The sequence below is a fragment of the Spirosoma agri genome, from assembly GCF_010747415.1.
In the GTDB taxonomy this organism is placed as follows: Bacteria; Bacteroidota; Bacteroidia; order Cytophagales; family Spirosomataceae; genus Spirosoma; species Spirosoma agri.
The window spans coordinates 3,222,451-3,248,494 of sequence record NZ_JAAGNZ010000001.1; the positions used below are offsets into that span (position 1 = coordinate 3,222,451).

Annotated in this window: 19 protein-coding genes; 10 read left to right on the plus strand and 9 right to left on the minus strand. The window is 53.0% G+C overall.

Translation table 11 applies throughout. The features are described 5' to 3' along the window. The first annotated feature begins 66 nt into the window (after positions 1-66). The 3 genes from GK091_RS13405 (at position 67) to GK091_RS13415 (ending at position 4,369) form a co-directional block, all read left to right on the plus strand. Entirely contained in the window at positions 67-2,706 is a 2,640-nt protein-coding gene (locus GK091_RS13405; protein ID WP_246202227.1) for an MGH1-like glycoside hydrolase domain-containing protein, read from the plus strand. Positions 2,707-3,095: 389 nt separating this feature from the next. Continuing rightward, entirely contained in the window at positions 3,096-3,686 is a 591-nt protein-coding gene (locus tag GK091_RS13410) for a hypothetical protein (protein ID WP_164038737.1), read from the plus strand. Then, positions 3,686-4,369 carry a DUF2490 domain-containing protein gene (locus GK091_RS13415; RefSeq protein ID WP_164038740.1) on the plus strand — a complete coding sequence of 228 codons (684 nt, stop codon included), beginning with the start codon at positions 3,686-3,688 and terminating at the stop codon, positions 4,367-4,369. Before GK091_RS13410 ends, GK091_RS13415 begins: the two co-directional genes overlap by 1 nt. Before the next feature lie 106 nt (positions 4,370-4,475). On the opposite strand, the gene GK091_RS13420 is transcribed toward GK091_RS13415, so the two are convergent. Then, on the minus strand, positions 4,476-5,513 hold the full coding sequence (locus GK091_RS13420) for a glycosyltransferase family 4 protein (RefSeq protein WP_164038744.1): 1,038 nt from the start codon (positions 5,511-5,513) through the stop codon (positions 4,476-4,478). 338 nt (positions 5,514-5,851) lie between these two features. Between GK091_RS13420 and GK091_RS13425 the strand changes: the two genes are divergently transcribed. Beyond that, entirely contained in the window at positions 5,852-6,874 is a 1,023-nt protein-coding gene (locus tag GK091_RS13425; RefSeq protein ID WP_164038748.1) for a glycosyltransferase family 4 protein, read from the plus strand. 74 nt (positions 6,875-6,948) lie between these two features. Continuing rightward, positions 6,949-8,787, plus strand: a complete 1,839-nt coding sequence (locus GK091_RS13430; protein WP_164038751.1) for an ABC transporter ATP-binding protein — start codon at positions 6,949-6,951, stop codon at positions 8,785-8,787. A gap of 17 nt (positions 8,788-8,804) precedes the next feature. Here the strand turns inward: GK091_RS13430 and GK091_RS13435 are convergent, their stop codons facing one another. Next, a complete protein-coding gene (locus GK091_RS13435) occupies positions 8,805-10,049 on the minus strand; it encodes a glycosyltransferase family 4 protein (protein WP_164038754.1) in 1,245 nt (414 codons plus the stop codon). An 88-nt stretch (positions 10,050-10,137) separates the two neighbouring features. After that, on the minus strand, positions 10,138-12,420 hold the full coding sequence (locus GK091_RS13440) for a mechanosensitive ion channel family protein (RefSeq protein ID WP_317166315.1): 2,283 nt from the start codon (positions 12,418-12,420) through the stop codon (positions 10,138-10,140). A 211-nt stretch (positions 12,421-12,631) separates the two neighbouring features. Between GK091_RS13440 and GK091_RS13445 the strand changes: the two genes are divergently transcribed. Then, complete coding sequence (locus GK091_RS13445; protein WP_164038763.1) at positions 12,632-12,943, plus strand: hypothetical protein; 312 nt, start codon at positions 12,632-12,634, stop codon at positions 12,941-12,943. Positions 12,944-13,008: 65 nt separating this feature from the next. Here GK091_RS13445 and GK091_RS13450 read toward each other — a convergent pair whose 3' ends face one another. Continuing rightward, entirely contained in the window at positions 13,009-14,010 is a 1,002-nt protein-coding gene (locus GK091_RS13450) for a LacI family DNA-binding transcriptional regulator (protein ID WP_164040797.1), read from the minus strand. Between the two features lie 329 nt (positions 14,011-14,339). Here GK091_RS13450 and GK091_RS13455 point away from each other — a divergent pair, with 329 nt between their 5' ends. The 4 genes from GK091_RS13455 to GK091_RS13470 all read left to right on the plus strand — a co-directional run bounded on the left by GK091_RS13455 (position 14,340) and on the right by GK091_RS13470 (position 20,228). Continuing rightward, positions 14,340-15,869: a tagaturonate reductase gene (locus GK091_RS13455; protein ID WP_164038766.1), complete on the plus strand. Its 1,530-nt coding sequence runs from the start codon at positions 14,340-14,342 to the stop codon at positions 15,867-15,869. Further along, complete coding sequence (locus tag GK091_RS13460; RefSeq protein ID WP_164038770.1) at positions 15,866-17,527, plus strand: UxaA family hydrolase; 1,662 nt, start codon at positions 15,866-15,868, stop codon at positions 17,525-17,527. Before GK091_RS13455 ends, GK091_RS13460 begins: the two co-directional genes overlap by 4 nt. A 320-nt stretch (positions 17,528-17,847) precedes the next feature. Next, the gene (locus GK091_RS13465) at positions 17,848-19,137 is read left to right on the plus strand and encodes a nucleoside hydrolase-like domain-containing protein (RefSeq protein ID WP_164038772.1); all 1,290 of its coding nucleotides are present in this window, start codon (positions 17,848-17,850) and stop codon (positions 19,135-19,137) included. 107 nt (positions 19,138-19,244) lie between these two features. Then, on the plus strand, positions 19,245-20,228 hold the full coding sequence (locus GK091_RS13470) for an alpha/beta hydrolase (protein ID WP_164038774.1): 984 nt from the start codon (positions 19,245-19,247) through the stop codon (positions 20,226-20,228). 35 nt (positions 20,229-20,263) lie between these two features. Here the strand turns inward: GK091_RS13470 and GK091_RS13475 are convergent, their stop codons facing one another. Genes GK091_RS13475 through GK091_RS13495 form a run of 5 tightly spaced genes read right to left on the minus strand, consistent with a single transcriptional unit; the run spans position 20,264 to position 26,039 of the window. Beyond that, positions 20,264-21,268, minus strand: a complete 1,005-nt coding sequence (locus tag GK091_RS13475) for a hypothetical protein (RefSeq protein WP_246202229.1) — start codon at positions 21,266-21,268, stop codon at positions 20,264-20,266. Positions 21,269-21,283: 15 nt separating this feature from the next. Continuing rightward, positions 21,284-22,495: a glycoside hydrolase family 88/105 protein gene (locus tag GK091_RS13480; protein WP_170312653.1), complete on the minus strand. Its 1,212-nt coding sequence runs from the start codon at positions 22,493-22,495 to the stop codon at positions 21,284-21,286. Between the two features lie 38 nt (positions 22,496-22,533). Then, positions 22,534-24,261, minus strand: coding sequence for a glycoside hydrolase family 43 protein (locus tag GK091_RS13485; RefSeq protein WP_164038778.1), 1,728 nt, complete (start codon positions 24,259-24,261; stop codon positions 22,534-22,536). A gap of 10 nt (positions 24,262-24,271) precedes the next feature. Further along, a complete protein-coding gene (locus GK091_RS13490; RefSeq protein WP_164038784.1) occupies positions 24,272-25,279 on the minus strand; it encodes a pectinesterase family protein in 1,008 nt (335 codons plus the stop codon). A gap of 4 nt (positions 25,280-25,283) precedes the next feature. Then, on the minus strand, positions 25,284-26,039 hold the full coding sequence (locus tag GK091_RS13495; RefSeq protein ID WP_164038787.1) for a rhamnogalacturonan acetylesterase: 756 nt from the start codon (positions 26,037-26,039) through the stop codon (positions 25,284-25,286). Between the last annotated feature and the right edge of the window lie 5 nt (positions 26,040-26,044).

Here is a 26,044-nt window from a genome sequence, read left to right on the forward strand (position 1 = left end):
CAACCCCGCCGACCGTGTGCAGGTCAGTAGAACACGTCATTGTGTCTGGTAGCGCGAAAAATGAGCATGTCTAACAACAATACGAACGAACAACAACGACTGGACCGGCAATGGAGCCAGCAGGAAAACTGGTATAAATTTGGGCCTTACCTGAGTGAACGCCAGTGGGGAACCGTACGGGAAGATTATACGGCCGAAGGTGATGCCTGGACGGCATTTCCTCATGAACACGCCCGTATGCGAACCTACCGCTGGGGGGAAGACGGGCTGGGCGGCATCTCCGACGATACGCAGACGCTTTGTTTTGCTCTGGCCCTTTGGAACGGTCAGGATGATTTTCTGAAAGAGCGGCTCTTTGGCCTGTCCAATGAGGAGGGCAATCATGGTGAGGACGTTAAGGAACTCTACTATTACTTGGACAACACGCCCACGCACAGTTACATGCGGATGCTTTACAAGTATCCACAGACGGCCTTCCCCTACAAAAAACTGGTCAGTCAGAACAAGCGCCGGAAAATAACGGAACGGGAGTACGAACTGCTTGACACGAATCTGTTCGCGAAAAATAAGTACTTCGACGTGGTGATCGACTACGCCAAGAACGATCCGGATGACATCCTGATTCGCCTTACCATCACGAATCGGTCCGATAAAGCGGCCCCGCTGCATGTGTTGCCAACGCTCTGGTTTCGCAACCGCTGGTCGTTTAGCGAAGAAGCCACCCAACCCCATATTGAACGGGTTGATTCCGGTCAGGACGGACGGCATCAGGTCAAAGCGATTCATGAGCGGCTCGGTGGCTACACCCTGAGCTTTCAGGCGGCTGACGCGGTGCTGATGACCGAAAATACGACGAACAAAGAGCGCGTGTTTGGTCATCCCAATGAATCACCGTTCGTTAAGGATGCCTTTCACGATGCAGTCACAACGGGTCAACTGGCCCCGTTTGATCAGCAGCCAACAGGCACTAAATGTGCACCCGTGTACGCGCTGACGCTGGCGGCTGGTCAGACGATAGACATCAAACTCCGGCTTCATCAGGCGGAACTGGCCGACCCACTCGGACCCGATTTTGACGAAGTCTATAACGTTCGCCAGCAGGAAGCCGATGCTTTTTATGCTCCACTGACGACCCAGGACTCAGCGGACGATGCGCTGGTGAAACGGCAGGCCTGGGCTGGGCTGCTGTGGTCGAAACAATACTACCATTACAATGTCAGGCGGTGGCTGGAGGGGGACCCCGGCGATCCGATCCCGCCCAGCGAACGGTGGCGGGGTCGCAACGCCGATTGGCAACACCTGGATGCCGAGCATATCATGGTCATGCCCGACAAGTGGGAGTACCCGTGGTTTGCCGCCTGGGATCAGGCTTTTCAGGCGATTGCCCTGGCTTCGATCGACCTTGAATTTGCCAAGCACCAGTTGTACCTGCACGCTGATACGCGCTACCAGGCACCGGACGGGCGGCTACCCGCTTACGAGTGGGATTTCTCGGCCAACAACCCTCCCCTACGGGCAGCCATCAGCTGGTTGTTTTACAGTCAGGAGCTGATTATGACGGGCAAAAAAGATTACGAGTTTCTGTCTACCATGTTCAAGCGCCTTCGCCCCAATTACGAATGGTGGAACAGTCAGCTGGGAGGTAAACAGGAAGGGATGTTTCAGGGGGGCTTCCTGGGGCTGGATAACATCAGCCTGTTCGACCGTAGTGATGACATTCCGGCGGGTGGTTCCCTGGATCAGGCGGATGCGACAGCCTGGATGGCTACCTATACGCTGTATATGATGCGCATCTGCGTCGAGCTGGCCCAGCAGGACCCGCTTACCTATGAGCCCCTGAGTTGTTATTATTTCGATTATTACATCCGCATCAACAACGCGCTCCAAACCGTGGCCAAGCTGTGGATTGACGACGAGGACCCCGACAGTAACAACGGTTTTGCGTATGATGTACTGCATTTGCCAAGCGGGAAAGCCATTCCCATTATGCTCCGGTCTATGGTCGGTCTATCCCCGCTCTTTGCGGTCATGTCGCTGAAACGGGAAATTGCTCAATCCCTGCCGACCTTCTACCAAAAGATTCAAGACTATCAGGCCAATCCGCTCTCGAAAAATCCCTGCTATTGCGTGCTGGAAGAAAACGACAACAAGGACTCCATCTTATTTAGCCTCTTGTCGGCTGACCAGCTTGCCCGTATGGCTACGTTTATTTTCTCCGAAGACGAACTACTGGCTCCGGGTGGTATCCGATCCCTCTCCAAGGTCTACGAAAAGGCGTATTCCTTAAAGATCAAAGGAACCAAACACCAGATCCATTACACGCCCGGCGAATCCGATTCGTCCATGTACGGGGGTAATTCTAACTGGCGAGGTCCGGTCTGGTGGCCGATGAACTATTTTATTGTTAAGGCACTGGAAGAGTTTGGCAACTATCACGGTACAGCCGTGCAGGTAGCCTTACCATTCGGAAGCGACAACCACGGGACGCTCAACGATGCAGCCGCGTTTTTATCGGAACGGCTGTGGCAAATTTTCCGTCCGGATGCCCAGGGACGGCGCCCGCTCAATGGCGAGGAGTTCATCTACGCTGACGATCCGAACTTCCGGAATCTGGTCCTTTTCTACGAGCATTTTGATGGTGATACGTCGCGGGGACTGGGGGCCAGTCATCAAACCGGCTGGACGGCTCTGGTAACCTGTTTGTAGCTAATCCCATTGCGAATCGGTTGACAAGGTTTCCATGTCAACCGATTCGCATTACCGGCAAAACGTACAAAGCCGGTCCTGGCGGCATCCAATAGGCTAATTCATTGACGATTGACATCAAATTTACTCATCTTTTTAACTAGGTTTTCTTAGCGCAGGCTCACTAAAACTACCGTGGCTGTTCGGTACACGGGAAGGAGCTTGATCACAGATCAGAACAGGCTTACGGGTATCCGGCGGATTTCAGCCAACGTGGGAAGGTATAGTCTAGTAGCTTCTCCGCTAACGCAGGCGTTCCATGGCCGCTTACCGACTATCGGCCTCACAGGTGGCTGCTCAACTTAATTGCCGGGCTACCGCTTACATATGGACACTACCACTCCCAGATCATGGCACGTATAAATCCTCTTTTTTGGCTGGCTCCGCCCCTTCTGGCCCTGTTCCTGAGCCGGCCCTGTCAGGGGCAGCAAAAATACGAACGGGAATACCGGATCAAATCGAGTGCCGTACCGCCCAAGGCCGCCCGCTTTATCGATGATGTGTTTGCGAAAACAACCGTGCACTGGTATGGCGAAGAAAGCCTGACAGGAAGGTCGATCGAAGCGAAGCTGAAGTTCAGGGGAAACCAGTACAGCGTTGAATTCGACACGTCGGGGACTATTCAGGATGTTGAAATGCTAATCCGTTACAACCAGATTCCGGCTAAAACCAGGACAAAACTAACGGATCAGTTGAACCAGAAATTCGACAGGTTTTCCGTCGTTAGAACGCAACAGCAATGGACGGCTAGCCTGGCTGATCTAAAAACGGCCATTCAAACGGATGCGGTTCCGGCCTTGGTTCAGGTTCGGTACGAGTTGACCCTGAACGCCCGAAAAAATCGTTCTGCCAACTACTACGAAGTACTCTGTGAACGAACTGGAGCGGTTGTGCAGGTTCGGCAACTGGTCCAGCGGAACACGAACAACCTGATGTACTGATGGGCAAAATTTTAATTTTTGTTTCCCTGTTGATGGCAGGTGTCCTGTCGGCATTTTCGCAGGATCGGTATATGGCGGGCACGCTGCCCCAGGCCAATATCAATTTCTCCCTGAGCAACGACGTAAAACTCAATGTCAAACTGGAATCCCGCCAGATCATTTCGGAACGAACGCAACGTGAATCGGGAAAGGGCTCGTTCCGGTATGAACGAACGGATCTGGGGCTGGTGCTCACCAAAAAAGTGTCCATTAACTCGACCCTGGGCGGTGGCTATCTGATCCGGCTCGAAGATAATCAATTGGTTCATCGGTTCATTCAGCAGGCCAACTGGGTCAATGACCTTAACCCAATTACGGTTGCGCATCGACTCGTTATCGACGAAACGTTCCGCAAAACGGACCCGACCGAGATCAGGCTTCGATACCGACTCGGGCTGGAAAGGGCGTTGAGTGGCAGACAGATCGACCCCAAGGAACTGTACGTAAAACTCCAGAACGAATACCTTGGCATCTGGTCTGCCGCAGGACCTGACCTGGAAATACGGGCGTCGACGGCCCTGGGTTATAATGCAACCGATGATAACCAGATTGAACTGGGCTTCGAGTACCGCGTCAACGAGTTTAACCAGCCCAGTAAAGCGCACCAGTATTGGACAACCATCAGTTGGTTTGTCAGTATCTAACCCATTCTGTTCAGCGTTTGATGACTTCGGTGGCCTAGCCCTGCTGGAATCAGTCAACAGGAAATCTCCCGCTCATAAAACAGGGCCAGAGCCGCTTTTCTTCGTATCAGCCAAGCGACTGATAGACCGATATGTACTGACAGGCGCTCGTTTTCCAATCGAACCGGGCGGCATTTTTCCGGATTGCGTCCTTGCGTTCCGCTGATTCGTACGCGTTCATTCCGGCGCTATACACGTCCTGAATAACGCTTGCCTCAAAGCTGGGAAAATAGAACGCAGCCTCACCGCCGATTTCAGGCAGGGACGTGAGCGTCGAAAGGAAAACGGGTTTGCCGAACTGCATGGCTTCGATAACCGGCAAGCCAAACCCCTCGGCGAGCGACGGGTGAAGCAGTGCTTTGCAGTGCCGCAGATACCAGGCTTTATCCGGTTCCGAAACTGTGCCGGGCAGGTGGAGCCGCTTCTCAACACCAAGCTGTTGCGCCTGGCGTCTCATTTGGTTTACGTAATCGGGGTTATCATGATGACCGATAATGATCAGTTCCAGATCGGGATTCGATTGCAGTAAGGGCAGCAGAACGTGAAAATTTTTTTTCTGATTTACGTAGCCAATGCCCAACAGAAACTCGCGAGTTGGCTGGTAAGCAACCACGTCTTCGGCGGTTTCGGCCAGTTTGTTGACGCCGTTGTGAATGACATAAACGGGCTTGTTGCCGATGCTGCAATGGGCCAGCAGATCATTCTTCGTGAATTCAGAGATACAGACGATTGCGTCGCTTCGATCGATCAGCGACTGCGTGTGCGCCAGACTCTTGCGCTGAACAGGTTCCGGTTTGCCTTCGTGCAGAACATTTAAGTCGTGTATGGTGAGTACGACCCTGAGGTGAGGGAACCGGCTTTTGTCCGGCAAAATCCGTCCCGACTGAAACGGTGCATGCCACACCCGGCAATCGAACAGGAAGGGCTGAATGAACTTGTGCCATTTATGCTCCACCAGATGGTATGGTTCGTAGGGTAGCGTCAGTTTTTTCCGACGGGGGAGGTACATCTTCATCAACGGCTGATTCATGTCAGCCAGCCGTTCGTTAACGTGTTGACCAAGATTCTGGCAATACTGATAAAGGCCAGAATGCGGGAATTTCATTAGGTCACAATCAAGTATAATACGGGACATATGCCTGGGAAAAATGGGTAAACGAGCCGGAAACTCGTTTTTTTTCGTTTTCTGCAACACTTGGGCGCATCGGTTTGTAATTACCTGTACCAAGCCCTTCGCTGCATCGCCTGCTACCCATTGAGTAGTTTTAACAGGACTCTTTACCTGAAGACAGACTTACTTTCCAACCAAATGGTACTTTTGTGAATCCTTTCAGTAAAGTATAGTAACTTACTCCCTGTCGAGTGAGTTTTTGAATTTTTACATTAGTTAAACAACGTTAGGAGGACTTTAGTATGATTCGTATCATCTTTGATTGCGAGAGAATGAAGTACGTCAATACAGGACTGTACCATTACTGCCTCAATCTGGGACAAAGTCTTCAGCAGCACAAGAGCCCGGAGCAGCTGTCCGTATTTGTTCCAGATCATGTCCGAAAGACGTTCAACCCGCTGACAACCTGCATCCCGCAGCATTCGCTACAGAAATTTCTTATGCCGTCGGTCAGCCAGTACCAAATCTGGCACAGTACCTACCAGAGTTCGCAATATCTGCCTCGTCGAAACCGAAAAATCAAGGTGCTCCTGACCATCCACGATCTTAATTTTTTGCACGAAGATAAGGCCGAGCATAAAAAAGAGCGATACCTGAGTCATGTGCAGCAGAACATCGATCGGTGTGATGCCATCGTTTGTATCTCTGAATTCACCCGGAATGATGTGCTGACGCATTGTGACACGGGCGGTAAGCCGGTTCACGTTATTTACAATGGTACGAATCGGTTGCACCAGCCCGTTCTGAAAGACCGTTCTTATCGGCCGCGCATTCCCTTTTTGTTCAACGTAGGGGCCATTGTCCGCAAAAAAAATCAGCATCGTATCTTACCTTTGTTACAACAGAACCCGTCCCTTGAGCTGATTCTGGCCGGTCGTCACGAAGATAAAGAGTATGCCAGTTTTCTTCAGCAACATGCTTCTGATCTACAGGTGGAAGATCGGATGCATCTGGTGAATGAAATTACGGAAGAGGAAAAATCGTGGTACTACCATAATTGTCAGGCCGTTGTGATGCCGTCTCTGGCCGAAGGGTTCGGACTTCCGGTTACCGAAGCGATGTCTGTCGGGAAACCCGTATTTCTCTCGAAGTATACGGCCCTGCCCGAAATAGGTAAGGATTTCGCGTTCTACTTTCACGATTTCGACAAGATGCATGAAGACTTCACAGACGGCATGCAGCGGTATCAGCGTGCCGGCAGCCAGATGGAAGAAGCGCTCAAAGCCTACAGCGCAACCTTCAATTGGGAGGATTCGGCCAAAAAATACATTGATGTGTATCACTCAATGCTCTAAGTAATTTTCACTAATTCTGTGGACGATTCTGTTCTCGTCGAGGCAGACGTATCCGTTCCAGGTATTAACAACGAATGAAGATTTATAGACGGCTGATGGCTTATGCCAAGCCTTACAACAAATTTGTTATCCCCTTTTTCATCTTTACGCTCATTGCGGTCTTCTTCAACGTCTTTCAATTTGCGTTGATCATTCCGTTGCTTAACTTTCTGTTCGATCCTGTCAATACAGCCGATGCCGCCAAGTATGCATCGGTGCCGGATTTTCAGCCTACGCCATCGTACTTTAAGGATCTGTTTTACAGCCAGATTTACCAGTTCAAAACCACGAAGCCGATCTACGCGCTTTACTTTCTGGCGGGCATGATCGTGGTGGCCGTTATTCTCACCAACCTGTTCCGGTTTCTGGCTCAGCAGTGTCTGCTCAGGGCGCGAACCTTGCTGGTCAAACGACTCCGGGAGGCTTTGTTTGCCAAGATCAACCACCTGCACCTGGGCTATTTTACCAAAGAGCACAAGGGCGATCTACTGTCCCGGCTCAATGGGGATGTCTATGCCATTGAGAGTGTAGCCGGGAGTTCCATTGAAGTTGTGTTCAAGGAGCCCTACGTATTCATCGGCTACTTCATTGCCCTTTTCGCAATATCGGTCAAGCTGACGCTGTTCACCCTCATCATCATTCCGATCTCGGCGGTTGGCATTGCAGCCGTAACGAAAAAGCTCAAGAAAGAGGCTCAGGACGTACAATCATCAATGGGCCGAATGCTGACCATCATGGACGAAACGCTGCTCGGGATGCGTATTCTACGGTCGTTCAACGCCACTGATTTTGTGCTTAAACGCTTCAGCCGGGAAAACGATTTTTACCGGCAGGCGAGTCTGGAGAGTTTCAAACGACGCGAATTGGCCCCCGCTTTTTCAGAGGCATCGGGTGTGTTCATCGTGGCCTGTATTCTGGTCTACGGGGGCGGTCTGGTGCTGACCAAGGATAATAATTTGCAGGCGGGGTCATTCATTACGTTCATCGCCATTTTTTCGCAGGTGATCCGGCCCGCGAAAGCGATCGTCGTTGCCCTGACAAACATTCAGCAGGGCCAGGCTGCGGGCGAACGCATTCTGGAACTACTGGATAAGCCCATCGAAATCGAAGACAAGCCGGACGCCAGGGTGCTGGACAGTTTCCGCCGGGATATTGTTTTTGAGAATGTAAGCTTCCAGTATGGCGATAAACCCGTCCTGAAGACCATCAACTTCCGGATAGCCAAAGGCAAGAAAATTGCCCTGGTGGGGCCTTCCGGCGTCGGAAAATCGACCATTGCTGACTTGATTCCTCGTTTTTATGAGGCCACGCAGGGCAGCGTCAAACTGGATGGTATCGATGTCCGGGATTATTCGATGGAGTCGTTGCGGAAACAGATGAGTTTTGTGACGCAGGAGATCATTCTGTTCCATGACACCATCTTTAACAATATCGCCCTCGGAAAGCCCGATGCCAGCATGGATGACGTGATCGAAGCGGCCAAAGTGGCCAATGCGCACGCCTTCATCATGGAAACCGAAGACGGTTATAATACCGTGATCGGCGACCGGGGTATTCGCCTGAGCGGTGGTCAGCGGCAACGGTTGAGCATTGCGCGGGCGGTGTTCAAAAGGCCCTCTATCCTTATTCTGGACGAGGCTACTTCGGCCTTGGATATCGAATCGGAGAAATCAGTGCAGGAAGCGCTGAACAACCTGATGGAAGGTCGCACGACGCTGGTGATTGCCCACCGTCTGAGCACCATCAAGGAAGCGGACGAGATCCTGATCATGGAGGGCGGAGAAATCATCGAACGGGGCAATCACTATGATCTGATCAACAGCGAGGACAGCGTATACAAACGCCTGAACATGATGCAGGAGTTAGTGCAGTAAGGTAGCTGACGAGTCGCTTAGGCCCGGTTCGACACATAATCAACGGCTTTGCTGAACCGGGCCAGCACCTTATCCCACGTGTAATTCTGCTCGACGTAGGACCGGGCATTCTCGGCCATTGGCTCCGGATTCTGGGCCAGGAGCTGCTGAACGTCGTTTTCAAAACTACCGTAATCCGAGAATAACAGACCGCCCTGACTAAGCTCAATGTGGTCTTTGAGCACTTCGCATTTTTCGTTGGCAATCACCGGGATGCCGTGAGCGAAACTTTCCAGCGTAACCATCGACAGGCTCTCATGCTGTGACGGGATGACCAGCGCCTTCGCCCCTTTCAGGAGCGAAACCTTCACGCCTTCGTCGACAAACCCGGCCGATACAAAATCGGGGTGATCAGGAATCGGCATGAATGTCTGCCCAACCAGCACCAGCTTCAGACTCGACGGGTGCATCTCCTTATACTGAATAAAATAATCGAACAGCATCTCACAGCCTTTCGCTTTATCGATTCGACCGATGTAGATCAGGTACGGTTCATTGGCCGTCAGCTTCAGCACCGTATCGGCCGCATCGGCAGGGGCTTCGGTCGTGTCGATGCCGACACCCGCGATGTCGCTGTAGATGGGCTGGTTGTGAAACAGTTGCTGAACAAAGCGTTTTTCGGCGGATGTGAGGTATAAAATGGCACGTGGTTTGCGAAATAATGACCGGAATCCGGGCAGGTAAATCGGAATTTCGTCGTGCGCCGTCGGAATAAAAATCGACTTTCGGGGTGCTACGTTCATCCCGGCAATCGTCGGGTAATAGAGGTAAGTGATGAAGATAAGGGCGTCATACTGGCGGTGGTTCCGTTTCAGATACGTGATCAGATCGGGCGTGTAGGGGCCCTGGTGCTGCGCCCACATCAGACTGTATCGCCGAACCGTTTTGCCAACCAGCGCGCGTCCCCACATTTTCAGCCAGCCCATTCCCTGCCATTCTTCGGGTCGCGACCATTTCTTGATTTTCCGCTCCGTTTCATACTGCAAATGATCCTTCGCCTGCCGCTCATACTCTGTCGGGAACCGGTGCACGTTCACCCCATTGATCGTAGTAGTAGCCGCCGGATACCAGTTGGCCCAGGTGACGTACTCCAGCGCGCAACTGGTCAATACGTCGACTTCGTAGGTACCGGTCAGTCGTTCGGCCAGTATGCGGCAATAATACTCAGCGCCACCGTTAACTTCTTCGCCATACCGCTGAACAATAAAGGCTATTTTTTTCATGTACGTTAGTCCAATACTCGTGAGATGCGTATACAGGTCGTGTTCGCAAAGATAACGTAGCGGTCGTCGTCCGGAACCACATCCCGATCTACATAATTTTTACGTTTTCTTCTCTGAATTTCGCGAGCAGATGCTGCAACAGCTGACTTTTTATGCCAGCCTCTGCGTAAATGCTGCGGATGAACACCAGCACTTTCAGCTCGACGCTATCCGCGCTGATCGCCGTAAGCAGTATCTCAGGTGCTTTGTTGACAATGGCCGCTTCCAGCTTACTGACTTCATCGGTTATCAGCTGCCGGACAGCCTGAAGATCCGTATCCGCGCTCAGTTTCAGGGTAAGCTCGGTTTTCAGGTAGGTTTCCCCCGACGTCCAGTTGACCAGTCGATTCGACAACAGGTCGCTGTTGGGAATGATCACTTCGGAGCCCTGTATGGTTACCATTTTGCTGGAACGAATACCGATCGTCTGGATACGCCCTTTCCGGTCGGCCAGCTCGACATAATCGCCAATCTGGAACGGTTTCTCGAAAATCAGAATGATACCTGACACAAAGTTGCTGACGATGTTTTGCATACCCAGGCCAATACCTACGCTGAGCGCCCCCAGTACGACCGTAAATTTGTCGATCGAAACGCCCGAGGCCGCAATAGCCAGCAATAGTCCGGCAATGATGATGACCAGTCGAACCAGCGCCAGCACCGAACTGATCTGTCCCACCGACTCATTATCGTCCGCGTTTGGTAGCTGGCTTTCACCGAACAGCAACCCGATGTTCCGCTGTAACAGGCTCGACAGATAGATAATGACCGAAAAGGACAGCACGTTGCTCAAGGTAAAGCTGATGCTGCCGAATGAGCGCGGTCTGGACAGAAATTGATACGCCAGGTTGAATAAGCTATCGGCAACGCCCAGGTTTATAAAAAAGACGAGCAGCCACAAGCTGATAGCCACAAAAGCCAGACCTTTTTTGAACGACCGGCGTGTATGGTTTACGTTCACCCGGGAGAAAAGCCCTTCCGAACAGGCACTGATTTTTATCTGCAACTCCAGCGCTTCCAGTACAATCTCGATAAATACCCCCAGGCTGGTGAGTTGGATCAGGCCAACGACAGCGGTGATGGTGAACGTCTTCGCCAGCGTAATCCGGCCAAAAATGTTCAGCAGAATGGCCAGTACCTGCAACGCCAGGCACAGTTTACTGACTGGTCCGAGAATACGTTTGCTGATATGACGGTGGGGAAATTGATGGAAAAAGACAAACCCGACGTATAAAAAGGCCGCGTTGAGCGCCATCAGTCCAAGCCGCATGAAGACAGAAACGCTGACCGTTGCATTGATGACAATAAGGGTAATGAATAAGGCTGCCGTCAGTGACCACATCCATTTATCATGCCTGGAGAACCGCGTCCATAGTTGAACCGTTAGAATGGCCAGCAGCAAAAACTGGGTGATCTCGACATACAGCGACGGTGAGTTAGGCTCAAATAAGGGGGTTAAGTTGAGCAGTACCAGTAAAGAGGCAACCACCGGTACGGGTCTGAGGGCATCGACATGAATCGGTCCCAATTTCTGACGCAATACAGGTTCATTCGCTTTTTTGAGATTCGTAAATACCCACACGAAGAACAAACCCGCTACCAATAGCAATAGAAACCGGTCATCCCAGTTAGAGGTAAAAAAGTACCTGAGAATCTGATCCTGTCCCTGAAAACTCGACGTGAAAGCGGTGCCCAGCTGATTGACATTGAGGGAGGCCGGTGCATTCCACAGAAAGGGCGACTCACGCTGAAACGCGCTTTCCGTCGACTTTTGCAACCGCTCATTGATGTTCGCCTGTACGTTGCTGACCCGCAAATACGTACCAGAAACGTCAGCCAGTAAACGGCTCACGGAATCCAGTTGGGCACTGGTACGCGTACCAGCCTCCTGCAACTGTACTTTAAGATTGCCCAACTGATCGGCGTAAAGCTTTTTCTCCGTTGTATCGTTCCCGGCTACCGTCAGCAACGAATCAGAGCTCAGGGCCAACACCTGATTGAGCGTGTTTTGTAAATCGTTGTTCGATTTGGACAGAACCGTTCGCCAGTCGGTCAGCTTTCCGAGGGCGCCATTCAGTATCAAGCCGTAATTGGACAGGCTTTTGGCATCGATCGTTTTTCCATTCGTGAGCACATCGGCCGCAACAGGATCGACATTCGCCTTTACATCGGCCAACCCGGTGCGTATGCGCTCAATCCCAAACCGCTTTTTATTGGCCGATTTCAGTTCACTGATAACCGACTGCGCCTTTTGTATCTTAAAGAGTAATGTATCCGGTATACTTTCGGCTCTACTGACGATTCGGGCCGTATCCTGCGCCGTTGACAACACCGGCAAAACGAGTACTAAAAAACTAACTAGCAGAGCATTACGACATAATTTACCAACCATATAACCGCGCAAAGAGTGATCAACTAACCTGACAATAAACAATGGCTTTTCGGCCAGTGGATCAACCGAAATAGACTATGATCCTACTCTGTCAACGCCTGACTGGCGCTTATGTTATTTTACTTATCGAGTATACCCCCTATAGTTCTCCATGTTGAGAACGCCTGTCCACGCTGGTGAGCCGTGTTTTTTTACCACATTACCAGCTGTTTATACGGCCGCTATCCTGTCCCCAATCCGTCGTTTGTGCCGACTGCCAATACTGCCTGGCGGCCATGACAAGATCGCTCCTTTTCCCATTTCGGGCGCAAAGGCAGTCATCTCGTTAAGGCATGGAGGACTGATTTCGTGTCCGGGATTCCCGCATCGCATACCCATTGCCAAAGCAGCCACCAACGCAGACCTGCCGGCTTTTCGTAAGCCACAGTCGATCAATAGCCTCCTCCATTCGAGTGGTCAGTAGAACTCGCGACGGCCCGTTTACTGCGTTGACGGGTGAAAGCAGAACTTTTCTGGACAACCTGGCGATCAGGAAGACGCTCGCAGGATCAGTCGGGTCGGGATTCGGACCGTTTCCGAGTTGAGCTGGCCGGATTTGCCTTCAATCAGGTCGATGAGGTGTCCCGCAGCCGTCTGGCCAATCTCCAGCGCGGGCTGCTCGACCGTACTCATCGGCGGGGCCAGCAGGTCGGCCAGGGGCGTATTGGTAAACCCGATAAGGGATACAGCCTCAGGAATGGCAATGTTCCGCTTTTTCAGGGCAGCCAGACAGCCAATGGCTAACCGGTCGCTGGCGGCAAAAAAAGCGTCGGGTGACTGCGTTAGCAACTCGTCGATGATCGGCCCTATTTCACTCTCCCCAAAGCTGGCATACCGAACCAGCTGTTCATCGTAGGCAATGCCATACTTCTCCAGGGCGGCCCGATACCCGGCCAGGCGTTCCTGCGTGATGGAGATATAGGGTGGTATCGTTACGTGAGCAATGCGTCGTCGCCCGGTCAGGATCAGGTGTTCGGTAGCCGCAAAAGCACCCCCGAAATTATCGGCGGTTACGCTCGGAATAGCCAGTTCAGACGAGACACGGTCGAACAAAACGATGGGTAGCTTTTTCTCCTGTAAAAGCCGCAAATGCGACACGTCTGATGTACTGCTGGAAAGCGAAATCAGCAAACCGTCCGCTTTTCGATCAACGACCTGCTGCACCGTAGCAAGTTCCCGTTCGTAGGATTCGTGGCTTTGAAAGATAATGACGTAATAGCCCCGGCTGTAGGCGATGGCTTCGATGCCGTTGATCACGTTCGAGAAGAAATTATTGGCAATCTGCGGAACAATGACCCCGATAACCCGGCTGCGGTTTTCTTTCAGGCTAAGGGCAATCGGATTGGGTCGGTAATTGAGCCGCTCAGCATACTCGATCACCAGTCGCTTCGTCTCCGGATTGATTTCGTAGCTATCCCGCAGGGCGCGCGAGACAGTCGACGTCGAGAGATTTAGCGCACGGGCAATATCTTTTATCGTAATGGCCTCCAAAATCGTATCCCGGTAAAATGCAAAAAGCAAGCAAACGACTCAGCCGTTCTGATCATAAGAACAAACGACTGACAACTTACTCATTATACCAATCGGACTGGCTAAAGGTAAGGGTGGCAACGTTCCCGATAACGTTTGCGTGAATAAATAGCGGCAAACATTTCCCGATCAACCCCAAACGCCCTAAACTTAATCAGGCAACACACCAGTGAACGCAATCGCCGGGGAATGGACTCTCCGTGAAAAAGACAATTCGGGCAACATCCAGTCTACGATTCTATTCGATTGACGGCCCAGCAGGGCTTGCCTGATTAACGTACGTATAGCCAATGAATTCTTTATCCAGACAAACGTTACCGCTCATCGACTCGCGGGCAATGATACGCATCCCGACCTTGCCGCTGGCCCATCTGCCGGAGCGGGTACTCCAGTTTGGAACGAGTGTTCTGCTGCGCGGCCTCCCCGATTATCTGATCGACAAGGCAAACCGGCAGGGGATTTTCAACGGTCGGATTGTTGTCGTGAAATCGACGGACGGGGGTGATATGAATGCGTTTCACCAACAGGACAATCTGTATACGCTCTGCATTCGGGGGGTAGAAGACCAGCAGCTTGTCGAGGAAACTATAGTCTGTTCGGCCATCAGCCGGGTCTTATCCGCCAAACAGGATTGGGAAGACATCCTGACGCTTGCCGCCAGTCCTGATCTTCAGATCGTGATTTCAAATACGACCGAAGTGGGTATTCAACTGGTGCAGGATGACATTCGGCAGGCCCCACCCCTATCCTATCCCGGCAAGTTACTGGCCGTACTCTACGCGCGGTATCTGGCCTTCGATGGTGACCCCGGCAAGGGACTCGTGATCGTACCCACCGAGCTTATTCCTGACAATGGCACCAGACTGGAAGCCATTCTACTCGAACTGGCGCACCGGAATGCGCTGGAAAGCGAGTTTATCGACTGGATCGAAACAGCCAATACCTGCTGTAATTCCCTGGTCGATCGTATCGTACCCGGTCGTCCGGACCCGGCCACACAGCGCGCCCTGAGCGAACAGCTTGGCTATACCGATGAGTTGCTGACGGTTTCGGAAGTGTATAGTCTGTGGGCCATCGAAGGCGATGAGCGTGTGCAACAGGTACTATCCTTCGAGCAGGCTGACGAAAGCGTAGTGATCCGCCCCAACATTGATCTTTTCCGCGAGTTGAAACTGCGCCTGCTCAACGGTACGCATACGCTCAGCTGCGGGCTGGCTTTTTTGAGTGGCTTCGATACGGTGCGGGAAGCAATGGACGACAATCGACTGGCTGCGTTCATTCAAACGATGATGCTGGCCGAACTGATTCCCGGTATACCGTACGCAGTCGACGTAAAAACGGCACAGCGCTTTGGTTTTCAGGTACTGGACCGCTTCCGAAATCCGTTCGTCGAACACCGCTGGCTGGCCATCACGATGCACTATTCCATGAAAATGCAGATGCGGAATGTCTCGGTACTGCTTCGCTACTACGAGACATTACAGGCTACACCTCGTTACATCGCCCTTGGTTTTGCCGCTTACCTGCTGTTCATGCGCGCTACGGTGCGGCAGGATGGAATTTGGTACGGCGACCGCAATGGAGAGACATATCCGATTCACGATGATCAGGCGGGGTATTTCGCTGACCTATGGGCGCGGCTGACTCCTTCGGAAGTGACTCAGACAGTTCTTCAGAATACGACGCTCTGGGGGCACGATTTAAGCCAGTTGCCGGGCTTTTCGGCGGCTGTTGCGACCTACCTAACTCACCTGATCGAACAGGGGGCACTGTCCACCATTCGTTCCCAGTTCGAGCCGTATCAAGTCGTTGCCAGATGAAACAGACCGTCTTAAAAATACATCCCGACGATTCCGTACTGGTCGCGCTTATAGATTTAGAACCGGGTGATCGGGTCTACTACGATGAGGCAACACTGCTCGTAACGGAAGCCATTCCGGCCAAGCACAAACTCGCTATTCACGATTTGGCCAGTGGGGACGCGATCACTATGTACGGGGTGCTAGTTGGCCAGGCAAAGCAGCTCATACCGGCAGGCGGTCGTTTGACTACGTTCAATGTCATACACGCCACCAACCGCTTCGATGTGCATCGGTCCACGTATTCGTGGACGCCACCCGCCGTTGATCAATGGCAGCACCGATCGTTTATGGGCTACCATCGGTCGGATGGGCGGGTCGGAACGGCTAACTACTGGCTCGTGGTACCGCTTGTCTTCTGCGAGAACAGAAATATCGAGGTATTGCAGACGGCACTGATCGATGATCTTGGCTACGGACGACACCGTTCGTATCAGCACCAAACGCGGGAATTGATGGCGATGGTACAGGCAGGGCGCACCGTAGAAGACGTGCTACGGGCGGATCTGGAACCTACCGAACAATCGTCCGATAGTCGAAGGCCACTGCGTCTGTTTCCAAACGTCGATGGGGTGAAGTTCCTCACGCATGAAGGCGGTTGCGGGGGTACCCGGCAGGATGCTCAGGCACTCTGCGGACTGCTGGCGGGCTACATAACCCACCCGAACGTAGCGGGTGCCACGGTGTTGAGCCTTGGGTGTCAGAACGCTCAGGTGGGCCTGTTGCAGGACGCGATTGGCGAGCGAGATCCGCACTTCGATAAGCCCTTGTTTGTGCTGGAGCAGCAAACCATCGGCACCGAAGAATCCCTGATCAGTCAGGCCTTACGGCAAACCTTCGCCGGGCTGATGCAGGCCAACGCCTGTGTGCGGCAGCCCGCTCCACTGAGCAAGTTGACCATCGGCCTGGAATGTGGGGGGTCGGATGGGTTTTCGGGTATTTCGGCGAATCCCGCACTGGGCCACGCGTCGGATTTGCTGGTTGCGCTGGGCGGCACCGTGATCCTGGCCGAATTCCCCGAACTATGCGGAGTGGAGCAGGAACTGTGCGACCGTAGCGTCGATGCGGAAACGGCGGGCCGATTCCGGGATTTGATGACTACCTATGCGCAGCGCGCCCGAGAAGCCGGCTCGGGTTTTGACATGAATCCCTCGCCGGGTAATATCCGCGACGGCCTTATAACCGACGCCATGAAGTCAGCCGGTGCTTCGAAGAAAGGTGGTACGTCACCCGTCGTAGCGGTGCTCGATTATCCGGAACTGGTCACTAAACCTGGTCTGAATCTGCTTTGTACGCCGGGCAATGACGTTGAATCGACAACGGCGGAAGTGGCGTCGGGGGCGACCGTGGTTTTGTTCACAACGGGACTCGGCACCCCCACGGGCAACCCCATTGCCCCCGTCGTAAAAATTGCCAGTAACACGACCCTGGCCAATCGAATGCCCGATATTATCGACATCAATACGGGAACCATCATCGACGGCGACGAAACCATTCAGCAGGCGGGCGAACGACTCCTCGAACAGATCATCGGCGTAGCAAGTGGTATTATCGACGTGGCCGCCGTCCGGCATGGTCAGGACGATTTTATTCCCTGGAAACGGGGTGTCTCGCTGTAAGCAGCGAGCGAACGGGTGGATGGATAGTAGCCCGTTGACTGTCAGACTTTTCTAGGTGCTTTTTTCATCATTGAGCGGCAAAAAAAAGCTGAATTTCCTGACATCCTGTTGGCCGCTACTTTTTATGATTGTCTGATTTGATTATAATGGCAAGCCGATAACAATGAGAAAAAACGCCTGTTGCCCCGCTGAATCAGCGAAGTCCTTACCAATCATGAGAATCAGTATCCGCCGTAGTTATCGGCAAATCACCAGCTGTTTTGTAAAGGATCTTTTCTGACAATCAGCCCTAGAATCAACCAAACCCTAGTCAGGCCGTTATGAAAACCGTGTTTTTGAGTTACCTGCTGGCCCTGCTTCCCGTTACGCTCATGGCGCAGAAACCGGTACCGGTCAAACCGCGCATCCTCATCAGCACCGATATCGGGGGCACGGACCCGGATGATAATCAGTCGATGACCCATTTCCTGATGTATAGCAATCTGTTCGAGACGGAGGGTCTTGTCTCATCGCCGTCGTACGGCTACGGTACCAAACGGCACCTGCTGGACATGATTGACCTCTACGAGAAAGACCTCCCCAAACTGAGCCAACACCTGACAGGCTATCCCACCCCGGATGCATTACGGACTGTGTGCAAGCAGGGGCGTCAGGGCGCGGCACCGGTCAAGGGCTACACTACGGCCACCGAGGGATCGGACTGGATCATCAGCTGTGCGAAAAAGATAAGCGAACAGCCGCTCTGGGTACTGGTCTGGGGCGGCCTGGACGACCTGGCCCAGGCACTGCACGACGATCCCACGATTCAAACGAAGATCAGGGTGTACTGGATTGGAGGTCCCAATAAAAAGTGGAGCGCCAACAGCTATGCCTACATTGCTCAGAACTTCCCAAACCTGTGGATCATCGAAGCGAACGGCTCTTACAACGGCTTCTTTTCGGATAATGGCGTGCCCGACAGCCTCCGTAATCACACCTACCACGACCGCTATATTCGCGCTGCCGGACACCTGGGCAAAGACTTCAGGAACTATTACAAAGGCAACATTAAAATGGGCGATACGCCGGCCCTGCTCTATATGATGGATGGCGACCCCACTGATCCAGGCAAAGAAAGCTGGGGCGGCAGCTTCGAGAAAGTTGACCATAGCCCAAGGCGCATCTTTACCACCGGCACCACGCTTGCCGATACGGTAGGCGTCTATTCGGTCATGGAGTTTCACCTCAAAGGCCCCAAAGCAACCATTCCGGCAGATTCGGCTTGTTTTACCATGACCGTCCAAGCCCAGATTGGCGAGCAGAAATGGCCGGGCTATTACCTGGGCAATGGTAACTATGTGATCCTGTACATTCCCAAACAGACCGAAACGCTGACCTATACGATCCGTTCAGTGATTCCGGGATTCCCCCAACAGCACGGAAAATTCGTCGTGAACAACAACTGGCCGGGCAAACGGGGTGCTGCGGACTATAAACTGGGACCTAACTGGTACACCGACCGGGATAACCCATCGCTTTTTGATGGCAGACAGCAAGGTGGCAAAACAGTGCTCAAGTGGCGTAGTGCCGTGTTGCTGGATTGGGCCAAACGATGGGCATGGCTGTACTGAGCCGCTGATGCTTCTTATGTACAGCATAGACCGGAAACGTATCACGGTTTCAACCCGTTGGTCCACTCAACCGCCAGCGATTCTGAAGACTCCCGACCGAAATCACCATGCGCCAGCGCAGTAATCTTATTCTTGTGTTCGCCTTATCGGCAACCGTCACGTATGCCCAGTTGAAACCGACTGGCGGAAAGGATACGTCGTTCACAGTACAAGGGTCTTACCTGCGCGAGAAAAAATACCACCCCGACATTACGCTGGCCGATTCAACGTTGCCAGCCGGAGTCCGTATCGACAAAGCGATCACGTTCAGTACACCCAGTGCGGAGCGAAATCTTAAGCTGGATGTCTACGCTCGACCAGCCGCTTCCGGGAAAGCTCGTCCGGCGGTGATCATGGTTCACGGGGGAGGCTGGCGGTCGGGTGATCGATCCCATAACAACACACTGGCCGGACAACTGGCCGCCAACGGATTTGTGGCTATCCCGGTTGAGTATCGCTTATCGACCGAAGCCTTGTACCCAGCCGCCGTGCATGACGTTAAAGCGGCCATTCGCTGGATTCGGGCCAACGCAAAGCAATACGCCATCGACCCGAACCGGGTGGCGGTGCTGGGGTTTTCGGCGGGTGGCCAGTTGGCCGCGCTGGTGGGCACCACGAACCAGAACAAAGATTTTGACGGATCGGGTGGCAATTCCGGGGTTTCGAGTGCCGTTCAGGCCATTGTCGATATTGATGGGGTACTGGCCTTTATCCATCCCGAATCGGGGGAGGGTGACGACTCGAAGTCAACATCGGCGGCAACGTACTGGTTGGGCTATTCCAAAACGCAACGCCCCGACCTGTGGCAGGAAGCCTCGGCGCTCAACCACATCGACAAGCAGACACCCCCAGTTTTATTCCTGAACAGTTCGGTAGATCGGATGCACGGTGGGCGTGACGATCTGATCAAAAAACTAAATGAACTGGGCACCTACTCCGAAGTCCACACCTTTCCCGACGCGCCCCATACGTTCCTGTTTTTCAACCCGTGGTTTGCGCCAACGCTGACCTATATCACCGAATTCCTGAACCGGGTATTCCCCGCAAACTAAGACAGCGACCGCGCGCCAACCGGAACACATACCCGTCAATTCGGAACCAGTCGCCCCTGCGCGTCCTCTACGTGCAGCCGGTTCAGATCCAGCCCATCCAGAACTAGTACGCCCTGTATGGATGACTGCTTTTTAGGGTCCTGCTTCCACGACCACACCAGCTTGCCCGCCGGGGTGTACTCCAGCACCTGCGTCCCACTGGCCCCATGATCGGGACCGTGTCCCTGCCAGTTAGCGACGACCCAGTTCCCGCTCTTCAGTATCTGAAATCCAGCAAAAAAATGAGGGTTTACCATGGGCGGACCACTGATGCTATCTACCCAAACGCCTTTCCGGTCGAACCGCTGAAAATTAGCCGAGTAGCCGCCACTCACCAGCGTATAGCCGTTACCCAGTCGTTGGGCCTGCCACGCATGTTGTGCTTTTTTCTGGTTGGTAAGCTGAGCCTGCCACACGATGGAGCCGTCTGGTTTTCCTTCAAACACCTGATCGTTGGCGGTAAGCAGAAAGTTACCATCGACGGTTTCCCGAATCAGTCGGACGTAGGTAAAATCGGGATAATTGATGGTTCGTTGAACGGTCTGGTTCTGATCCAGTTCGAGCAGCACGATGCCTTTTTTCCCCTGCCAGTTCAACCCAACAAGCAGTACGCTTCCATTGCGCAAGCGTCGGGCGGCAATGGTTCCGTCGAATGTCGTTAGCTCGGCTACTTTGGCTCCCGTCTTAATGTCCCGCTCTTCATAGCCCTTGCCGGTACCGATCATCACCCGCCCCTGCCCTACCAGTTGCAGATCCCGACCAGCCGGAATAGCGACGACGTAATTTCGTTCGGGATGCGCCAGATCGACGAAGTTTAAGGTAGAGCGGCCCTCATCGCGCAACAACAACTGCCGGGATGGGTAGCTAGTGGATGAGGGTTGTGCAGTACTGTTCAGCTGAAGCAGCAACCCGAGGACCGTAACTAGACTACTGACGAGATTCCTGTTCATGCGTTTTGACACGTTGTTTTTATAGCGCGGTTGTGCATTGAGCTTGCTCATTCGACAAGCAGGTTTTTATTCTTTTTTTCGCTTCGTTTCTTCAAACTCAAGCGCCAGCATGATAAACGGCCCAACAGATTTGGGGTCGTTATCCCGTTTGGCTTCCTGGCAATAGTACTCGTATGTACCATCCCGGTAAGGCGTACCCCCCAAACCAGCACCGGCGCAGGCATCCGTAATGGTGACTTGCCCCGAAGGCTCCGTTTTGATAAAATGGGTCAAAATACCCTCGTATCCTTTTCGGGCTACAGTCGCGTATTTTTGGTCAATATAGCCCTTCTTAGCCGCTTTGATCAGGAAATAAACGAACATCGTGGAGGCTGACGATTCCAGGTAATTGCCATCCTGTTTGCCGACATCCATCACCTGATACCAGAGACCCGTTTTGGGGTCCTGATAGGTAGCCAGCGTTTGGGCCAGTTGATTCGTGATGGCGACAATCTGCTTTCGTTGCGGGTGGTCGGTCGGAAAATAATCGAGTACATCTACTAACGTCATGGCGTACCAGCCCATACCGCGCCCCCAGACGTGTGGCGATTTGCCGGTTTCCTTATTAGCCCACCGCTGCTCTTTGCTTTCGTCCCAACCGTGATAATACAAACCCGTTTTCGGGTCTTTGTTATGCTTGTCGATGAGCTGAATCTGATTGGCGACGTCGGCGAACAGCGCGGGCTCCTGGAAGATCTGCGCATACTGGGCCAGAAATGGCGAGGCCATGTACAACCCATCGAGCCACATCTGATGCGGATAATGCTTTTTGTGCCAGAAACCGCCTTCGCTGGTGCGCGGATGGGTCAGCATCTGGCTCCGCAGCAACCGGATGGCTTTCTCGTATTTCGGGTCATGTGTTTTCTCGTACAGGGCAAACAGGAACTTGCCGGAGTTGACCGCATCGATGTTATACTGCTCCAGCGTGTAGGTCTTTATCGTGCCGTCCGGATTGATCATATCGTCGGCATATTCCTTGATGTAGGCGTAGTAGGTCTCATCACTCGATTCTTTCCACACCTGTTCGAGCGCGCTGCATACCAGACCATGACAGTAATTCCAGCGGGGCGCTTTGGAAAAGTCGAGCATCCACCCTTTCGGATTGCGCATCCGATCCGAATCGGCCATCCGAACCGACCAGGGTTTGTCGGACATACCTGTTTTTTCGGCGGGTTGTGCCCAGGCAGCAGGCGTCAGTAGGGTCAGTAGAAGCGTCGCGGCACGTACGGTTCGTCTCATTCGATACATTGTTTTTGATCTGACTAAACGTGTGGTGATCAGGGCTGTGCATTGGCTACCGCTTCCACCCGGAACCAGTCGAAGTCGGCGTAGCCTGAGTCATTGATCTGCGTGGTGCGGGTGCAAAAGATGCCCATTTTAGCCCCAATCCAGCGGCCTACTTCGGCCTGAAATTCATCGCCAGTTTTGGTAAAACTCAGTCCGTCCAGGCTGTAACTGAACTGGCATTTTGCCCCGTTCGTCACGGTAACGCGCAGGTAAACCGGCGTACCCGGATTGATTCGGGTGATGACCGTTTCGGCTTCTGCTTTTCCGTCAGCGGCTTTTTTACAGACCCCATACACCAGCGCCAATCCTTCCTTATTACTTTTCAGGAACAGGTTGGCGTAGCTTAATCCCATGATAATCAGTCCCGCCTTTTCATTCTCCAGTTTTGGATTCGGCTTGAACAGCACCTTGGTGGTAGCCATGAAGGTTTCGGCGGGAAATTTCTGCATCAGCAGATTTGGCACCTCCCAATTATTTTTCGCGTCTTCCGGTGCTTTGTAGGAATACAATCGCAGAAACCCCGTATCACTCCCGGATCGCCGGCCGACCGTATGCCAGATGCCTTTTGGATTCGCCTGCCACTGCCATTGCAGGCCAAGTTTTAGGCTATTGAACTCATCGGATTCGGCGGGGGTAGCCATCGGATAGGATTTGCCAGCCTTCACCGGGCCACTAGTTGCCGGGCCAACGGTCGGTTTTTTGTACGTCAGCACCGGTTCTCCTTTACCATCGCCATCGGGGTCTGCGCCGATGACCGGCCAGTCGTTGACCCACTTCATGGGTTGCAGATGTACCACCCGACCGTAGGCCTCTTTGTCCTGAAAATGAAGAAACCAGTCTTCACCGGGTTTTCCGTTGACCGAGTTTGTGGTCACCCACGCGCCCTGATGCGGCCCGTTGATGGAGCTTTTCCCCTGATCCATCACGACTTTCCGCTCATAAGGGCCATAGATGTTTTTTGACCGTAACACCAGTTGCCAGCCCGTCGAAACACCACCCGCTGGCGCAAACAGGTAGTAGAACCCATTGCGCTTGTAGGCTTTTGGCCCCTCGATGGTTGGGTCCGTTTCGTGACCGTCATACACAACGACGCCTTCATCCAGCACCTTCGTACCGGCGGCATTCAGCTTTTTAACGGTGAGAATACTTTTGATACCAGCCCGGCTGCCAGCCCATCCGTGGACCAGATACACATCGCCATTGTCGTCCCAAAGTGGGCAGGGATCGATAAGTCCTTTCCCTCCTTCGACCAGGATCGGCTCCGACCACGGACCCGCCGGATCGGTCGCTTTGGTCAGGTAAATGCCAAAGTCAGGGTCAGGATAGTAAATATAAAACTCGTTGTTGTGATAGCGAATGGCCGGTGCCCATACCCCGTTGCCGTGCTGCGTTTTCTCGAAGTGTTCAATCGGCGGCTGTCGTTTCAGCGCGTGACCGATCAGAGTCCAGTTGACCAGATCGTTCGAGTGCAAAACAGGCAGGCCCGGAATGGCGTCGAAGCTGGACGACACCAGGTAAAAATCGTTGCCGGCGCGGCACACATCCGGGTCCGAATAATCGGCGTTCAGAACGGGGTTCTTGTACGTGCCATTGCCCTGATCGGAAACCCACACGGTCGACACCGACGGCGTTGGGGAAACAGGTTTCAACCGGGTAGTCTGTGCGACAACGGGCAGTATCGAAACGAAAAGAAGTCCAGCTAACGGAATCGAATTCATACAAACAAACTTAGTTGGCAGCAGGTGACCAGGCCGATTTTTCGGAGAAGATGGTTTTTACGGTGTAGCGTTGAGCCTCTTTGGCCGACAACTGTTTCGACCACGCGGCTCGCTTCGACGGATTTCCACCCGGTCCGGTGCTGCCCTGTTCGGCGTAGACTACCGTTTGCTCGTTCGCTGCATTACCCCAGTTGTCCCAACCGGCGGGCAGAACGTGACTTCCCATCTCGGTCCGGATAAAAATCGTTTTGGCTTTGTACCGCCAGGGTCGCCCCAGGTAGACTTTTTGAGCAGCGGAATCAGCAATCAGGTTGCAGTCCAGAAAAACAAATCCGTAGGTCTGGTAATCAGGCGTAGCAGCCGCTGTGATGAACGAGTCGGACAGGCTTTTGATCGTGCAGGACTGAAAAACAGCGATCGACTTACCAAAAATGAAATCGGTGGTTCCTTCGATAAAACAGTTTTCGTAATACTGCCGACTGCCTTCGGCGGCCGCATAGAGCGTATCCTGATTCCCCAGCAACTGGCAGTTTTTGCACACGAACCGGTCGCCATCGACGTGCAGCGCCACTGCTTGCCCTACGCGACCCGCCGTGTTTCGGATCGTCAGATTTTCCAGTATCGTATCCGGCGCATCCACGAACACCGTATACGATGTATACGTGCTGTATTTGCTCGCACCCGTCCAGTCTTTCCCGCCCGGAAACGCCTTGCCCGAATAATCGTCGCCCGTTATAATGACCCCTTCCTTGCTTTCGCCAATGATGTGGATGTTTGGTTTCCAGGACGGAATGACCAGCTTTTCGGCATACACACCGTTCCTGACGTAGAGCGTAACCCGCACCTGCATATGATCGCGAAAGCTGTTGACGGCCTCCTGAATCGTTTTGAAGTTACCACTCCCATCCTGGGCCACGGTTACCGAAGCGGGAGCCGTTGGAGAGGCAGGCGGAGGGGTCTGGGCAACGGCAATGAGTGCCACCAGAAACAGGCAACTCGTTATCACTAGTTTACGCATTGTCTTACTTGGTTTCACGCTTTACGATCCGATCGGCCAGTTCCAGTTTCAGGCTTCTTATGTTGGCCAGCACTACCTCGGCCATTTTTCGGGCACCGAGTTCATTGAAATGCGTGTTGTCCTCTTTACCTTCAGGATAGTTCGGGTGTTCGCCGGGAGTCAGTTGCAGATACAGAAGCTTGGACGTTTCAGCCCCAAGCGTTTGCAGGAGTTGCTGACTTTGCCGGTCCAAATCGATCAGTGGCGTTGCGTATTCCGTCGCTACAGTGCGCACCAGTTCAGCGTACACCGCATGGGTTTCCTCGATTTTTCCGGCGGCATCGAATTGTCGCCGGGCCACGGGTGTGATGAGTACGGGATTGGCTTTTCGGGCCCGGCTTTCGGTGATAAACCGGATCAGATTTTTTCGGAAGTCGTCTTCGGTCGTGTAGCTTTTCTTGGTCTTCACCTCGTCGTTGTGCCCGAACTGAATCAGCACGTAGTCGCCTTCGTGCAGGTTATCGGCCACCGGTTGCCAGCGATTTTCCTCGATAAACGTTCGGGTACTTCGTCCGTTCTGCGCCCGGTTATCGACGGTTACGCTTTCATCGAAGAAGTGGGCGAAGGGCATTCCCCAACCCGTTTCGGGGTAGGCTTTCACCTGCTTGATGGACATCGTCGAATCGCCGATCAGATACACAGTAATCTTGTTGGTGGGTGGGATAAAAGCGAAAAGCAGCAGCAGGCTAAACAATAACCCACCTCTTCCAAATACACGCATGATCA